We start from the raw sequence: 15,799 nt of genomic DNA, 5'->3' as shown, positions 1-15,799 counted from the left end.
CTAGGTGGGGCAGAGGGTCGAGGCGTCAATCGGGCACTCCAGCGTGCGGAGCCACGCGGCGGCGAGCGCGTCGACCGCGGCGGCGCCGGCGCTGTCCGTCGCTGCCTTGATGGCGTCGATGAGGTCCTGCGTTCGCGCTGCGGTCCCCACGTTCGCCCTGTAGAAGTCGCCGAGGGCCTGGTCGAGCGCGCCGACGCCGATCGCGCCGGCCACCTCGCGGAAGAAGAACGCGCCCTTCATGTAGGGCACGGACGACCAGAGCGGATCGTTCAGGATGTCGATCTCGTTGCAGGTGTCCGGCAGCGCGATGGTGTTCCTGCCGCCCGCGGGGTCGCAGACGTCCTTGAGATCGCACTCGTACGCGCGCCAGACCTCCACGCCGAGCTCCTCGAGCGCGCGGGCGGCCAGGTACGAGGCGGTGCCTTCGGAGAGGACGAAGTCCTCCCAGCAGGCGATGCGCACGCCGTTGCCGAACCAGCCGTGGGCGGCCTCGTGCGCGTTGACCTCCTCGCGGTCGAGGGAGCCGCTCGAGAGGTGCCAGAAGGGGTGATGTTCCATGCCGCCGTAGTCTCCGCCGCCCCAGTCGGCCGAGACGGTCCCCACGCGGTCTCCGAAGGGGTAGGGGCCATAGGTGGTCTCCAGGAAGTCGACGACGTCGACGAGGTGCTCCGTGCCGATCGCGGCGTCGACCTCCTGGTCGGGCAGGTGCCACACGCTGACCCGGGTGCCGGCGGTCGTGGCGCCGAGCGTGAGCTCGGTGAACGCGGCGACGGCGATCGCGGGCATGTACGAGGGCGCGTCGGTGGGAATGGTCTCCGGATAGATCGCGGTCATGCCCTCCGGCACCCCGGTCACGCGCATCGTGAACCGCACGCCGTCGGCAGGATCGGATTTGCACGGAAAGAGGTTGCCGCAGAAATAGGGCCAGAGGAACGACACCCCCGCATCCGGCATCCACCCGTCGAAGCCGTCGTGGGGCTTGAACGCATAATCGATGATGACGGTGGCGTCGCTCCCGGTCGACGGCACGCCGACGTGGAGCGCGCCGGCGCCCACGGCGTAGTCGAGGTCGCCCGATGGAGCCGCGACCGACACGATGTCGAGGTCGCCGATCTCGAACGACGCGGCCGTGCTGTCCGACGCGGCGAGCACGATGGTCGCCCTGCCCGCGAGGCTGGCGAGGTCGAGCTCGAGGGCCGTCGAGAGAATGTCGCGCGTCCAGTCCTCGGCAGCAGGGCCGCCGCCGGAGCCGTCTGAGCCGCCAGCGCCGCCGCCGGAGCCGCCAGTACCGCCGCCGGAGCCGCCAGTACCGCCGCCGGAGCCGCCAGTACCGCCGCCGGAGCCGCCCGAACCGCCATCCGAGCCGCCGGAGCCGCCAGCGCCGCCCGAACCGCCATCCGAGCCGCCGGAGCCGCCAGCTCCGCCGCCGTCGCCACCCGAGCCGCCGTCGCCACCCGAGCCGCCGTCGCCGCCCGAACCGCCGTCGCCACCCGAGCCGCCGTCGCCGCCCGCGGTGCTCGAGCTGCTCGTCGCGCCAGCGCCGCCATCACCGCCGCTGCCGGCGCCGTCGTCGTCGCCGCAGGCCGCCGTCGTCGCGAGGGTCGCCGAAGTCACGATCCATAACCAGAGGGGAGTGCGCCGCATGTCTTCGCTCCTGGAGCAGGAGCGCGCATGCTAGGCGACCGCGAATCGCGCTCGAAGAAAGCTGCGTCGATTCAGCTCCTCTCGACCGGAAGCGGCAGCGTGAAGAACACCCGCGTTCCCCGGCCGAGCTCGCTCTCCACGCGGATCGTGCCGCCATGGCGCTCGACGAGGTTCTTGCAGATCGAGAGGCCGAGCCCCGTGCTCTTCTCGCCGCCCGTCGTCCGGGTGCTCGTCCTCCGGAACTTGCGGAACAGGCCGCTGATCTCCTCCGGACGGATGCCGAGGCCCTGATCCTCGATCACCACCTCGACCGCCTGGCCGAGCCGCCGCGCGCGCACCGTCACCGTCGTGCCCGGATGAGAGAACTTGAAGGCGTTGCTGAGCAGGTTGCTCAAGACCTGCTCGATCCGCTCGGCGTCGCAGCGGACGGGCGGGAGATCGGCGGGCGCGTCGACGACCAGGGCGATCCCCTTGCGGCGGGCGCCGTGCTCGTTCAGCGATATCGCCGCCGCGATGAGGCCGCGCAGGTCGGCGTCCTGCAGGCGAAGCGCGACGTTCCCGTGCTCGAGCGTCGTGATGTCGAGCAGATCCTCGAGCAGCTGCAGCGCGAACTCGGCGTTGGCCTGGATCTTCAAAAGGTGGCGCCGCGCGTCCTCGCGCCCGGCGGAGGCGCCCCCGAGCTGCATCGCCGAGAACCACTGGATCGCCGCGATCGGATTGCGCAGATCGTGCGCGGCGATGCCCACGAGCTCATGGCTCCGCTGGCTCTGCTCGGCGAGCCGCTGGTTCTCCCGGCGGAGCACCTCGGCCCTCGCCTCGAGGCGATCGAGGCGCCGATTGCGGTCGCAGAGCCGATCGTGCTGGGCGAACGCGTCCCGCACGACGGCGGCGAGCGCCGGCGGATCCCACGGCTTGGAGATGAACCGGTACACGCCGCCGTCGTTGATGGCCTGGATCGCCGCGTTCGTGTCCGCATAGGCCGTCATGAGGAGCCGGATGGTCTCCGGAAACTCGGCCTTCACCGCCGCGTAGAGCTCCGTGCCGGTCATGCCCGGCATCCGCTGATCGCTCAGGACGACGGGGATGGCCCGAGCGCGCAGGAGCGCATGACCCTCTTCGGCGCTCTCCGCCGTGAGCACCTCGTAGTCGCGCCGGAGCTCGCGGCGGAGCGCCTTCAGGGTCTCGCGCTCGTCGTCGACGATGAGCAGGGCGCGGCGCTCGCCGGGCGCTCTCGTCATCGATCGGGCTCCTTCGGCAGCGTGATCGTGAAGGTGCTCCCGGCCCCCGGGGTCGAGCGGACCGAGAGCGTGCCCCCGTGCTGATCCACGACGATCTTGTGCGAGATCGTGAGGCCGAGCCCCGTGCCCTGCCCGACAGGCTTTGTCGTGAAGAACGGATCGAAGATCCTGCCGAGGACGTCATCGGTCATCCCGGCGCCGTTGTCCTCGAACTCGAGGGCGATCTGGCGCGCTTCGTCCCGCGCGCGGATCGCGATGCGGCCGTTCCCCGGGCCGCGGCATTCGACCGCCTGGGCGGCGTTGATGAGCAGGTTCAGGAACACCTGGCTGAGCTCCGCCGGCTTGCACCGCACCTTCGGCAGGTCGGCCCACGCCACCGTCACCTGGACGCCGCCGCTCCTCAGCGCTGGGCCCGCGATCGCGAGCGTGCTCTCCAGGCTCTCCCTCAGGTCGGAGCGCTCCACGTCCGCCTGGTCGAGCCGCGCGAAGGTCCTGAGATCCTCGACGATCTTCTGCACGCGCGCGAGGCCGCCCAGGGTGCCTTTCACGAGATCGCCCGCGTCCTCGCGGAGAAATTCGAGGTCGGCGTCCTCGCGGAGCGCCTCGGCGACGCTCGCCACGTCGTCCGGGCGCCCGCGGAGGGCGGCCGCCTCGAGCGCCTCGTAGGCGGCGAACAGCCGCCCGAGCGACGCTCCCAGGGTGTGCACGTTGCTGCGGACGAAGGCGAGGGGGTTGTTGATCTCGTGGGCCACGCCGGCGGCGAGCTTGCCGAGGGCGTTCATCTTCTCCGAGTGGACGAGCATCGATTGCGTGGCGCGCAGCTGCCCGAGCGACCTCTCGAGCGCCTTCTGCTCGGACACGAGCCGCCGCTGGAGGCTCGTGATCCGCGAGTTGAGCGCGGACACCTCGGCGACCACACGCTCGAGCTCGACGACGTCGAACTCGGCGAGGATCAGCAGCGCATCGCCGAGCCGCCACACCTCCCCGCGGACGCTGTGCGCGATCGAGCGGAGATCCCCGAAGTGCAGGATACCGCGGTGGACCGGCGCGTCGCCGCCGCGCCCCGCCGCCGCGAGCTGCGCAAAGCTCGGGCTGACGAGGCGGGCCGGCTCTCCCGCGCGTCCGAGCAGCCTGCGCATGCCGCGGTTCGCGAGCCGGGGCGCGCCGTCCGTCGCGAACACGCCCACCGCCAGCGCGGTGGAGTCCATGAGGAAGGAGCCGGCGAGCTCTGCGAGCCTGCCGTCGAGCTGCCCTGTCGCCGGCAGGGCCAATCGCCGCTTTTCTTCGTTATCTCCTGTGCTTCGCGGCTCGCGCGGTGCCATCGGACTCCGGGCCTCACCTTCGATTCCGGCGGGGACGACCTGTTTTTGGCAGGCCGGCGCGAAGGTCGCTAGACGAAACGCACCGCGCTGGCGCCGTCGCTCGCCCGCGCCTTCGGGAACGGCGCGCGGACGCGCCGGGCAGGGTCATGCGCCGCGCGCGGCGAGGAGCTGCTCCGCCGCGCGGACGGCCCCCTCTGCGGTCGGCGCCGAGCCGTCGGCGCCGACCTGCCTCCAGAGGTCGGGAGCGGCGCAGAACGGCCGGCCGCCGACCAGGACGACGACCCCCTTGCACCGCTCGTCGCGGCGCGCGGCGGCGATGAGATCGCCGACGCTGGCGAGGTGCTCGCCGAGCGCGGCCGAGACGGCGAGGACGTCGGCCTCGCTGCGGACGACCTCGTCAATCACGTCCTGGGCCGGCGTGCTGGCCCCGAGATAGAAGGTGTCCCACCCCGCCATCTCGAAGAAATCGGCGACGAAGCGCGCGCCGATCTCGTGGAGGTTGCCGTCCACCGCGGTGGCCACGAGCCGCAGGCCGGCGCGATCGGAGCTCGGGACGAGCGGATAAAGCTGATTGATGACCATCTGGGTGACCGCCGTGCAGTAGTGCTCCTCGGCGATGCTGAGCTGATGGAGCTGCCAGAGCCGGCCCACCTCGTACTGGCACGGCTGCAGGACGTGAACATAGATGTCCCTGATGGGCGTGCTCGCCTCGACCGCCTCCCGGATGAGCTTCACGGCCCGGCGCCGGTCCCGCTGGAGGAGCGCGTCGAGGTAGCCGCACGCGAGCACGCCGAGCGGGGCCTCGGGCCGGACGAAGCTGGGAGGCTCGACGTGCGCCGAGGTGAGCCGAAGGGTCGCCGCGGACAGGTACCTCCGCGGCGCCTCGGCGAGGTGCTCCGGCAGCGCGATCGCGAGGACGTCGCCGAGCGCGCCGAGGTGGCCCACGAGCTCGGCGGGGTCGAGGCCGAAGCCGAGCAGCAGCGTCTGCGCCCACTCCGCGTACGCGCCGAAGAGCTCGGGCGACTCCACCTCGACGGCCGCGGCGAGCTGCGCGAGGTGGCGCCGGGCGTCCTCCAGGCAGCGCGCGCGCCGCTCGCCGTGGGCGAGCGCGTCCCCCGGCCGCCGCGCGTAGCTGAGCGCCACGCTCAGCGCGGCGATGCGCGCCGCCGACATGCGGAGCGCCTCCGCCGCCGAGGCGGCCTCGCCGGACGCGGGGCCGGCCGGGGGGATGGCCGCCAGCGCGGCCGGCGTCACGAGGGGCGCGTCGTCGAGGCGCCGCCGGCCGGCGGCGAGGACGTCCTGCGCCAGCGCGGCGAGCGCCGGGTCGAGCTGCTCGCCGATGCTCTCGCGGAGCGCGTCCAGCGCGGCGGCGAGCGCGCTCCGGGGCACGCCGAGCCCCTCGAGGAACACCGCCGCGAAGGCGCAGCGTTCGCCGAGCTCCTCGCCGCCCCCAGCGCGCAGCGCCGCCGCGAGCGCGTCGATGTGCGCGCCGAGGTCCAGGCGGCACCGCGCGAGGGCCTCGCGGGCGCCGGGGGAGGGCTGAGCGGCCGCCGCGCCCCGCAGGCGCGCGAGCGTGGCGGCCATCAGCGCTTCGCGGGAGGCGAGGAGTCGATCGGCCGCCCTGTCGCGCTCTGCGATCACCATATCGACCCATCTTGCGACGCGCGCTCGCCGGCGCACGCCCCGTATCGCACGAGCCCGCCCGGGGCGTTCCGGCGGGCGGCGGGCGCGGTCGCTCTCGCGCCGGCTGCCCGCCGGGCTTGAGCGGGCGTCCCGCTTCAAGGTACGGTATCTCCCGCATCGCGACGAAGCGTCGTTGCGCGGGCGCGGGAGCTGAAGAACGATGTCGATCTCCTTGGTGCGGAACAGCTACGGCAAATCGAGGGTGCGGCTCGTCAAGGTCCGCCGCGCGGACGGGCGGCACGAGCTCACCGACATCGACGTCGACATCGAGCTCGAGGGCGATTTCGACGACGCCTACACGCGGGGCGACAACAGCAAGGTGCTGCCCACGGACACGATGAAGAACACCGTGTACGCCCTCGCCAAGGGCCACCCGGTCGAGCCGATCGAGGACTTCGGCGTCCTGCTCGCCGAGCACTTCCTCGGAAAGGCCCATACCCGGCGGGCGCGCGTCGCCATCGCGGAGAACGTCTGGTCGCGCATCGACGCGGGCGGCGCGCCGCACCGGCACGCCTTCCTCCGCGCCGGGGCCGAGCGGCGGACCGCCGAGATCACGGCGGCGTCCGGCGGGGTCGAGATCGTGTCCGGCATCGCGGATCTGCTCGTCCTGAAGACCGGCGGCTCGGCGTTCTCGGGCTTCCCCCGCGACCAGTACACGACGCTCAAGGAGACGGACGACCGCATCCTCTCCACGCTCATCCTGGCGCGATGGCGCGCGGCGGCCCGCGACGAGGCCCCCACGGCGACGTGGGAGCGCGCCCGCCGCGCCCTGCTCGAGACGTTCGCCGAGCAACACAGCCTCTCGGTGCAGCACACCATGCACGCGCTCGGGGAGGCCGTGCTCGCGGCCTGCCCGGCCGTCGACGAGCTGAGCCTCTCGCTGCCGAACAAGCATTGCCTGCTCGTCGATCTCTCGCGCTTCGGGCTCGGCAACGACAACGAGATCTTCGTCCCCGTGGACGAGCCGCACGGGCTCATCCATGCCACGATGAAGCGCGGTGGATGACCGGCGCGCAGGGGGGCTATCCTCTCGCGCCCGATGGCTCGCGAAGCACCGCCCCCCGCCGCAGCGCCGGCCGACGAAGCCGCGCCGGCCGACGACGACGGCGCGTTCCTCCGCCGCATCCGGAGCCACCCGCTCCGCCGCTTCCTCGGCCCTCCGCGCACGTACCTGCTGACGCGCTTCGTCCTGCTCCGCCTGCTCGGCTTCGTCTACTTCATCGCGTTCTTCTCGCTCGCCCGGCAGCTCGGCCCGCTCCTCGGCCCGGACGGGCTCCTGCCGGCGGACCGGTTCCTCGAGCGCCTCCTCGCCGTGACCGGCTCGCCCGGCGCCGCGTTCCGCAGGCTCCCCACGCTCTTTCTGTGGCTCGGCGCCTCCGAGGGCGTCCTCCTCGCCGCCGCGTGGGCCGGCGTCGCGCTGTCGCTCGCCGTGTGCGCCGGCGTCACCAACGCGATCGTGCAGCTCGCGCTGTGGGCGCTTTACCTCTCGTTCGTGCACATCGGGCAGGTCTTCTACGGTTACGGCTGGGAGCACCAGCTCGCCGAGACCGGCTTTCTGGCCATCTTCCTCTGTCCCGCGCGCGGCTTCCGCCCGTTCCGGTCGCCGCCGCCGCCGGTCGTGGTGATCTGGCTCTTCCGCTGGCTCATCTTCCGGATCATGCTCGGCGCCGGCCTCATCAAGCTCCGGGGCGACCCGTGCTGGCGCGACCTCTCGTGCCTTGTCTATCATTACGAGACGCAGCCGGTGCCGAACCCGCTGAGCTATTACCTTCACCAGCTCCCGCGGCCGGTGCACGCGCTCGGCGTGCTGTTCAATCACCTCGTCGAGCTGGTCGTCCCCTGGTTCGCGTTCGGCCCCCGCCGCGCCCGGCACGCCGCCGGCGCGCTCCTCGTGCTCTTCCAGGTCCTGCTCATCGCGAGCGGCAACCTCTCCTTCCTCAACTGGCTCACCATCGTCCCGGCGCTCGCCTGCTTCGACGACGGCGCCCTCGGCCGGCTCTTCCCGGCGCGGCTCAGGGAGCGCGCCGCGGCCCTCTCCGAGCATCGCTCGCCGTCGCGCGCGCACCGCGCCGCCGCCGCCGTGCTCGCGGTCCTGGTGCTCTGCCTCAGCGTGAGCCCGGTCATGAACCTGCTCTCGCCGCGGCAGGCGATGAACGCCACGTTCGACAGCTTCGGTCTGGTGAACACCTACGGTGCGTTCGGCAGCGTCGGCCGCGAGCGCTACGAGGTGATCCTGGAGGGCACGAGCGACGAGGCGCTCGGGGAGGGGACGCGATGGCTCGAATACGAGCTGCCGTGCAAGCCGGGCGACGTGCGACGGCGCCCCTGCGTCATCACACCGTATCATTATCGCCTCGACTGGCAGATCTGGTTCGCCGCCTTCGGGAGCTACGAGAGCGAGCCGTGGCTCGTCCACTTCGTCTACAAGCTCCTCACGGGCGACCCGGGCGCGCAGCGCCTGCTCGGGACGAACCCGTTTCCCGGCGCGCCGCCCCGGTACATCCGCGCCGAGCTCTATCGGTACAGCTTCACCCGCATCGGCGACGGCAGCGGCGCGTGGTGGCGCCGCGAGCGCGTCGGAGAGTACCTGCCGCCGCTGTCCGCCGACGACCCGGCGCTGCGCCGCTTCCTCGCCGCGCACGGATGGCTGCGGCTGCCTGCCTCCCGCGCGGCCGCGCCCGCGAAGGATGGCAGGAGCGGAGTCGAGGACACCCCGTAATCCTTCGGAGCGCGCGCTCGTCGCGCCGCGCGCCGGCGCTCCCCCGGAGAGCAGCCCGGCGCCCGCGCGCGGTCGGATTTCTGGCGCGCTCGTGATCAAGGCGCCGCAGCGCGGGCATTCAGGGGATCGCGGTCCTGGTTTCGGCGCGGTGGCGCGGAGAGACATGATGGCTTCGGCGTGAGTGCAATTTTCTTGGCCCGAGTCGCCGAGATGGCGCGGTGCGATCTGCTGCGTTGACGCGGCCAGTCAATCGAGCCGATCGGGCCGCATCGAGGCAGGCTTTGAATCGCCGCTCGTGCTAGCGGTGAAGTCCGTCATCGATGATTTTACGACAAGGGCCGATCGAGCCTTGGGCGCCAGTTTTCGGATCCATCGTTGGCCGGAACAGCGCTTGACGCGTGCCGAAGCTTCACCGTAGGTTGTGAACGACGGTAGGAGGTCACGGTATGGCTGACTTAAGGTGTCGTCGCTGGCGAGGCTGTCTCGCGGCCACCGCGACGCTCGCGCTGACGCTCGCGGCCGGGTGCGACGGGAGGATCGGAGCGGCGGGCGCCGGGGACGGGGAGGACGTCCCCGGGTCCGGACAAGGCGGTCCGCAGGCGTGCGCGGGGACCGAGCGGCTCCTCGCGCCGCAGCGGCGCCTGACGCGATTCGAATACAACAACACGGTTCGAGATCTGCTCGGAACGTCGCTTACCCCTGCCGATCAATTCCCGGTGGACGAGGTCGCCGGCGGGTTCAACAACAACGCCTCGGTGCTGACGATATCGTCGCTGCACGCCGAGAAGTACCTGCTGGCCGCCGAGCAGCTCGCGGCCGAGGCCGTGGCGGGCGATCTGTCGAAGCTATTGCCGTGCGACCCGGCCGCCGTCGCGGGCCAGGCCGAGGCGGAGGCGGCGTGCGCGCGGAAGTTCATCGAGACCTTCGGCCGCCGCGCGTTCCGCCGGCCGCTCGCGCCGCAGGACGTCGACCGGCTGATGCGCGCCTACGACGCGGGGCGCACGGGCGGGTCGCTGCGCGAGGGGATCGAGGTGGTCCTCCGGGCCGTGCTGCAGTCGCCGAAGTTCCTGTTCCGCCTGGAGCTGCGCCACGATCTCGACGACTCCGCGCCGAAGGTGCGCCTCGATCCGTACGAGATGGCGTCCCGCCTCTCCTACCTCGTCTGGGCGTCGGGGCCCGACGACGAGCTGCTCGCGGCCGCCGAGGCCGGCTTGCTCGAGACCCGCGAACAGCTCGCCGAGCGAACCCGCGAAATGCTCGAGAGCCCGCGGGCGCGCCTGGCCATTGCGGAATTTTACAAGCAATGGCTCAACCTCGGGAGGCTCCAGACCATCGTGAAGGAGAAGAGCGCCTTCCCCGGGTTCGACGATGAGCTCGTCGCGGGGATGCGCGCCGAGACGCCCGCGTTCATCGAGCACGTGCTGTGGTCGGGGGATCGAAAGCTGTCGAGCCTGCTCACGCTGCCCGTCGGCTTCGCCACCGAGCCGGTCGCCGAGCTGTACGGCGTGTCGGTCCCGCCCGGCACGACCACGCCCCAGCTCGTCGAGCTCCCGCCCGAGCAGCGCGCCGGGCTGCTCACGCAGCCTGCGTTCCTGGCCGTCCATGCGCACCCGGATCAGACGTCTCCGGTCCTGCGCGGCAAGGCGATCCGGCAGAAGTTCCTGTGTTACGATCCGCCGCCGCCCCCGGACAACGTCGACCTCACGCCGCCCACGAGCGAGGAGGGCGCCACGGCGCGCGAGCGGTTCCAGCAGCACTCCTCCGACCAGTCGTGCGCCGGCTGCCATCAGCTGATGGATCCCATCGGCTTCGCGTTCGAGAACTTCGATGCTGTCGGCGCCTACCGCACCGAGGAGGGCGGGCAGGTGATCGACAGCTCCGGCGAGATCTTCCGGTCCGCGGACGTGGATGGCCCGTTCGTCGGCGTCCGCGAGCTGGCGGAGCGGCTCGCCGGGAGCGAGCAGGTCCGCGAGTGCATCGCGACCCAGTGGTTCCGCTACGCGGCGGGTCGCTTCGAGACGGACGGCGACGGCTGCTCGCTCGACCAGCTGCGCGGCGGGTTCGACGCCTCCGAGGGCGATCTCGTGGAGCTCATCGTGGCCACCACGCAGACCGAGGCGTTCATGTTCCGCAGCGCGATCGCGGCAGAGGAGGAGTGAGATGAGACAGCGAATGATCTCGAGGCGGCGGATGCTCCAGGGCGCGCTGGCGGCGACGGCGACGATCCCGCTGCTCAACTCCGAGCTGGCCCGCGGGGACGAGACCACCGCGCCCAAGCGCTTCGTGGTGTTCTACACGCCGAACGGCACGCTCGAGTCGCAATGGATGCCCCAGGGCACCGAGACCAACTTCACGCTGAGTCCGCTCTTGCAGCCGCTCTCGCCGTACAAGGCGAAGCTGCTCCCGCTGCGCGGGATCAACATGAACGTCGTGGTCAACTCGAACATCGGCTCCGAGCACGCGCGGGGCATCGGCGGCCTGCTCACCGGGCGGGCGCTGCTCCGGGGCAATTTCCGGAGCTTCAACTCGAACAACGCCGGCTGGTCGTCGGGGATCTCGCTCGACCAGCACATCGCGAACAAGCTGAAGCCGCCGACGCTGTTTCGCACCCTGGAGCTCGGCGTCCAGGTCCGCGACGCGGAGGTGCGCGGCCGGCTCTGCTACGCCGGGCCCGACCAGCCGATCCCGCCGCGCGAGGATCCCTACGACACGTTCCAGCAGCTCTTCGGGGCCTCGGTGCCGGGCCAGGGCCAGGGCAGCTCCGACGCGCTCGATCGGCTCCGCGCGCAGCGGCGGACCGTGTTCGACATCCTGCGCGAGGACATCGCCGACGTGCGGCCCCGCATCGGCCGGGAAGATCGCGTCAAGATCGACGCGCACCTGCAGTCGATCCAGGACATCGAGGCGCGCCTGGCCGGCGGCAGCTCGTCGAGCGGCGGCGGCCCGACCGCGAGCTGCCAGGGCCCGTCGCTCGGCGCTCGCATCGACCTCTCGGACGACGCGAACATGCCTGCCATCGGCAAGCTCCAGATGGATATGGCGGCCGCGGCGCTCGCGTGCGACCTCACCCGGATCTGCACGATCCAGTGGTCGTACGCCGAGAGCGAGCACCTCTATCCGTTCCTCGATCTCCAGGGGAACCACCACGCCATCTCCCACCAGTGGGACGCCGCGGGCAAGGCGCAGTACTCGAAGATCCACACGTGGTTCGCCGAGCAGCTCGCCTACTTGCTCGGCAAGCTCGACTCGTACGCGGAAGGGGATCGCACGCTCCTCGACAACACCGTCGTCCTGTGGGTCACCGAGATCAGCGAATCGACGCAGCACGCGCTCACGAACATGCCGTTCCTGCTCGCCGGCAGCGCGGGCGGGGTCCTCCGCACCGGCCGCTTCGTGGATTACCTGGCGAACGGCGGCTCTCCCCGCCAGCACAACGATCTGCTGGTCTCGATCGCCAACGCGATGGGGACCGACGACACGACCTTCGGCGACCCCCAGTTCAGCACCGGGCCGCTCCCCGGCCTCACCTGACCGCGCCTCGCCGGCGGGACATACCCTCCCCGTAGCGTCGCGATCTGCCTCGGTCGCGGGCGTGCCTCGCCTGCGCCGCGCCCTCTCGGGTCTTGCATTTTTGCCGCCACCGCTTGCAGTTTCCGGGCGTTGTCTTGCGCCGTTGCAAGAACCATCCTGGGCTCATGGACAACGCATCGCCCGCCCCCAGCCCCTCTTCTCAGCTCCATGTCGTGCTCGGCGCCGGCCAGATCGGCCCGCGCGTCGCGGAGCTCCTGCTCGCGCGCGGCCATCGCGTGCGCCTGGTGCAGCGCACCCGCCGCGCTCCGGAGCGGCCGGGGCTCACGTCGGTGTGCGGCGACATCACCGACCTCGCCTTCGCCGAGGAGGCCACGCGCGGCGCCAGCGTGGTCTACGATTGCATGAACCCGCCTTACCATCTCTGGCCCACGCAGCTCTTGCCCATCGCGCGGGGCGCCGTGCACGGCGCGAGCAAGGCGGGCGCGAAGCTCGTGGCGCTCGATTGCCTCTACATGTACGGCGTGCCCGATGGGCCCATGCGCGAGGGCTCGCCGCGCCGCCCGTGCAGCAAGAAGGGCGCGCTGCGCGTCGACCTCGAGGAGATGCGCCTCGGGGCCCAGCGTCGCGGCGACGTGCGCGTCGCCATCGGGCGCGCCAGCGACTTCTTCGGCGCCAACGTGCCGCTGTCCGCCTGGGGCGAGCGCTTCTATACGCGCGCGCTCGCCGGAAAGGCCGTGGAATGCATGGGCGATCCCGACATGCCCCACTCCTATACATACGTGGAGGACGTGGCGCGCGACCTCGTGACGCTGGGCGAGCGGGAAGAGGCCATGGGCCACGTCTGGCACCTGCCTACGGCGCCCGCCGAGAGCACGCGCGCGCTCGCGCGGCGCCTCGGCCGCGCGCTCGGGGTCGAGGTGAAGGTCGCGCGGCTCCCGCGCCTCGTGCTGCGCGCGGTCGGCCTGTTCTCGCCGTTCGTGCGCGAGGCCGTCGAGATGGCGTACCAGTGGGACGTGCCTTATGTCATCGACGACACGCGATTCCGCGAGACCTTCGGCGTGTCGGCGACTCCCGTGGAGCGGCAGGTCGCGGACGTCGCGGCCTGGGCCCGGAACAGGTACGAGCTCGCCGCCCCGAGCGCCGCGCCGGGGATTCCGGCGCGCGCGCGCTGATCGGCCGGCACGAGCGGCCGAGATCGCCGAGGCAGGGTGTTCGCACGAGAGCGGAACATCCCAGCGCCGCCACCGCGCGCGCGAGGGCCTTGACAAGCCCGGTTGAAGGCCTGGAGATGGTGCTCTTTCTGGAGGGCATCATGCGTCTCGATTCCTTGTCTCCGATGGTGTGCCTGCTGGTCGCGGGGGTCGGCCTCGCGGCCTGCGATGCCGGCACGGCCGAGGGCGCCGGGAGCGCGACACCTGGGGACGGCGTCACCTCGGGGGTCGGCGCCTCCGGCGGCGGCGGCGCGCCCGGCAGCGGCGGCGCGCCCGGCGGCGGCGTCACCTCGGGGGTCGGCGCCCCTTCCGGCGGTGGGCCCGGAGACGGCGGCGCGCCCGGCGACGGCGGGTCTGCCGGCGAGGGCGGTGGCCCGGAGCCGCTCCCGCCGGTCGGGCCCCTGGTCAACGGCATTCAGTGGGCCGACACCTCGGGCAACCCCATCCAGGCGCACGGGGGCGGGGTGATCAAGGTGGGCTCCTATTATTACTGGTTCGGCGAGAACCGGAACCCGAACGGGACGTTCTATGCCGTGTCCGCTTACCGCTCGTCGGACCTGCGGCGCTGGGAGTTCAGGAACCATGTGCTCACCATGGACTCCGACGAGGACCTCGACCCGGCCAACATCGAGCGCCCGAAGGTGGTCTACAACGCATCCACGGGCAAATATGTGATGTGGATGCACTGGGAGAACGGGGTGAACTACGGCGAGGCCCGGGCCGCGGTCGCGAGCTCGAGCACCGTGGACGGCGACTACACGTATCACGGCAGCTTCCGGCCGCTCGCGGGCACCGGGGTGACCGACCACGGCAAGCCCGGGTACATGTCCCGGGACTGCGGCCTCTTCGTCGACGACGACGGCAAGGGTTACTTCATCTCGGCGTCGAACGAGAACTACGATCTCAACCTCTACGCGCTGACCCCCGACTACCTGGCCGTCGACCGGCTGGCGGCCGTGCTCTTCCCCGGCGGACACCGGGAGGCGCCGGCGCTTTTCAAGCGCAACGGCGTCTATTTCCTGCTGACCTCCGGGGCCACGGGCTGGGACCCCAACCAGGCCAAGTACGCGACGTCCCGCTCGCTCGAGCGCGGCTGGTCGACGATGACCAACGTCGCCGACGGCACGACCTACCACTCCCAGTCGACGTACGTGCTCCCGGTCCAGGGGAGCGCGGGGACGGCCTACCTGTACATGGGGGATCGCTGGGCGGGCGCCTGGGGCGGGCGGGTCAACGACTCGACCTATGTCTGGCAACCGATCTCGTTCCCCTCGGACACGACCATGAGCATGAGCTGGAACAACACGCTGACCATCGACACGGCGGCGGGGAACGTCACCGGGGCGACGAACCGCTTCAAGCTCATGAACGAGAAGAGCGGCAAGGTGATGACGGTCGCGGGCGCGTCGTCCGAGGACGGGGCCGCGGTGGTCCAGAGCGCGGACGACGGCGGAGACAACCAGAAGTGGAGCCTCAACTACAACGGCGCGGGCTACTTCCGGCTGACCAACGTCAAGAGCGGCAAGGTGCTGGACGTCCCCGACGAGTCGAAGAGCGACGGGATCGCGCTGAAGCAATGGACGGACCACGACGGCGACAACCAGGCGTGGCTCTTCATCGATCTGGGCGGCGGCGACTTCCAGATCAGGAACAAGAACAGCGGCAAGCTGGTCGGGGTCGTCCAGGGCTCGACCGAGGACGCCGCCGCGATCGAGCAGCGGGGGAGCAGCGGCGGCGAGGAGCAGCGGTGGCAGCTCGTCGTGGCGAATTGACGGCGAACTGACGGCGAATCGACGGGCGGGTGACCGGCGTCAGACCAGGATCGAGATGACGCCGGCGCCGATGAGCGCGACAGCCCACGCCCGATCGAGGTTGAACCAGGCCGTGCGGAGGATCGCGACGCCGAGCCTGTGATAGACCACGAGCGCGACCGCCGCGGCCGCCGCCATCATGGCGGCCGTGTGCACGAGGACGGCGGCGAGGTAGCCCGCGGGGCTCGTCAGCGACAGGCCAGCTGCGTTGTGACACCCGGCGCCATGGCACGGCGCCGGGTTGCCTTCGCCGAGCAGGAAGACCGGGAGCAGCATGAGCCCGGCGCCGTGCGCGGTGGCCATCAGGAAGGACCACCAGGTCAGATCGCGGAAGCCGACGCGCATCCCGACCCACCTCGGGTGGCGCGGCCTCACGAGCTTGAGCGCGCCGAACGCGACGAGCGCGATCGCCGTGATCCAGCGGAGCGCCGCGGCGGGCACGCTCGCGAGCCCGAGCCCGAGCAGCGCGACCGTGAGCCCGATCGAGGCGGCGTGGCCGATCGCGATCGGCACGAGCGCCCGCCGCACCGCGCGGCCGCTCTTCTCCTGCAGGCCGAGCGCGACGGCGAACAGCCAGCCCATGCCAGGGTTGATGCCATGATAAGCGCCGAGGAGCGCCAGCGTGAGCCAGGGCGTCATG

The 15,799-nt window shown here is 71.6% G+C and carries 11 protein-coding genes; 6 read left to right on the top strand and 5 right to left on the bottom strand.

The window, feature by feature from the left end; all coding sequences use genetic code 11:
- The 4 genes from WMF20_RS23545 to WMF20_RS23530 all read right to left on the bottom strand — a co-directional run bounded on the left by WMF20_RS23545 (position 1) and on the right by WMF20_RS23530 (position 5,848).
- On the bottom strand, positions 1-1,644 hold the full coding sequence (locus tag WMF20_RS23545) for a M1 family metallopeptidase (protein WP_437616852.1): 1,644 nt from the start codon (positions 1,642-1,644) through the stop codon (positions 1-3).
- Between the two features lie 71 nt (positions 1,645-1,715).
- Positions 1,716-2,882 (bottom strand): ATP-binding protein, encoded by a 1,167-nt coding sequence (locus WMF20_RS23540; RefSeq protein WP_437616851.1) that lies wholly within the window; start codon positions 2,880-2,882, stop codon positions 1,716-1,718.
- Complete coding sequence (locus tag WMF20_RS23535; RefSeq protein WP_437616850.1) at positions 2,879-4,153, bottom strand: sensor histidine kinase; 1,275 nt, start codon at positions 4,151-4,153, stop codon at positions 2,879-2,881. Before WMF20_RS23535 ends, WMF20_RS23540 begins: the two co-directional genes overlap by 4 nt.
- Before the next feature lie 195 nt (positions 4,154-4,348).
- Entirely contained in the window at positions 4,349-5,848 is a 1,500-nt protein-coding gene (locus tag WMF20_RS23530; protein ID WP_437616849.1) for a cobalamin B12-binding domain-containing protein, read from the bottom strand.
- A gap of 199 nt (positions 5,849-6,047) precedes the next feature.
- Here WMF20_RS23530 and pucL point away from each other — a divergent pair, with 199 nt between their 5' ends.
- From pucL to WMF20_RS23500, 6 genes are all read left to right on the top strand, one after another.
- Complete coding sequence (pucL, locus tag WMF20_RS23525; protein ID WP_129576441.1) at positions 6,048-6,893, top strand: factor-independent urate hydroxylase; 846 nt, start codon at positions 6,048-6,050, stop codon at positions 6,891-6,893.
- A 33-nt stretch (positions 6,894-6,926) separates the two neighbouring features.
- Complete coding sequence (locus tag WMF20_RS23520; RefSeq protein WP_437616848.1) at positions 6,927-8,606, top strand: lipase maturation factor family protein; 1,680 nt, start codon at positions 6,927-6,929, stop codon at positions 8,604-8,606.
- A gap of 446 nt (positions 8,607-9,052) precedes the next feature.
- Positions 9,053-10,765, top strand: coding sequence for a DUF1592 domain-containing protein (locus WMF20_RS23515; protein WP_437616847.1), 1,713 nt, complete (start codon positions 9,053-9,055; stop codon positions 10,763-10,765).
- A gap of 1 nt (position 10,766) precedes the next feature.
- Entirely contained in the window at positions 10,767-12,137 is a 1,371-nt protein-coding gene (locus WMF20_RS23510) for a DUF1552 domain-containing protein (protein ID WP_437616846.1), read from the top strand.
- A gap of 164 nt (positions 12,138-12,301) precedes the next feature.
- On the top strand, positions 12,302-13,309 hold the full coding sequence (locus WMF20_RS23505; protein ID WP_437616845.1) for an NAD-dependent epimerase/dehydratase family protein: 1,008 nt from the start codon (positions 12,302-12,304) through the stop codon (positions 13,307-13,309).
- Between the two features lie 140 nt (positions 13,310-13,449).
- Positions 13,450-15,120 carry an RICIN domain-containing protein gene (locus tag WMF20_RS23500; protein WP_437616844.1) on the top strand — a complete coding sequence of 557 codons (1,671 nt, stop codon included), beginning with the start codon at positions 13,450-13,452 and terminating at the stop codon, positions 15,118-15,120.
- A gap of 39 nt (positions 15,121-15,159) precedes the next feature.
- Here WMF20_RS23500 and WMF20_RS23495 read toward each other — a convergent pair whose 3' ends face one another.
- Positions 15,160-15,798, bottom strand: coding sequence for a hypothetical protein (locus tag WMF20_RS23495; RefSeq protein WP_437616843.1), 639 nt, complete (start codon positions 15,796-15,798; stop codon positions 15,160-15,162).
- Position 15,799: the final 1 nt, after the last annotated feature.

The sequence above is a fragment of the Sorangium sp. So ce834 genome, from assembly GCF_051521425.1.
GTDB classification, from domain to species: domain Bacteria; phylum Myxococcota_A; class Polyangia; order Polyangiales; family Polyangiaceae; genus Sorangium; species Sorangium cellulosum_D.
The sequence above is the reverse complement of the archived record's forward strand: the minus strand, read 5'-3'. Positions and strand labels throughout refer to the sequence as shown.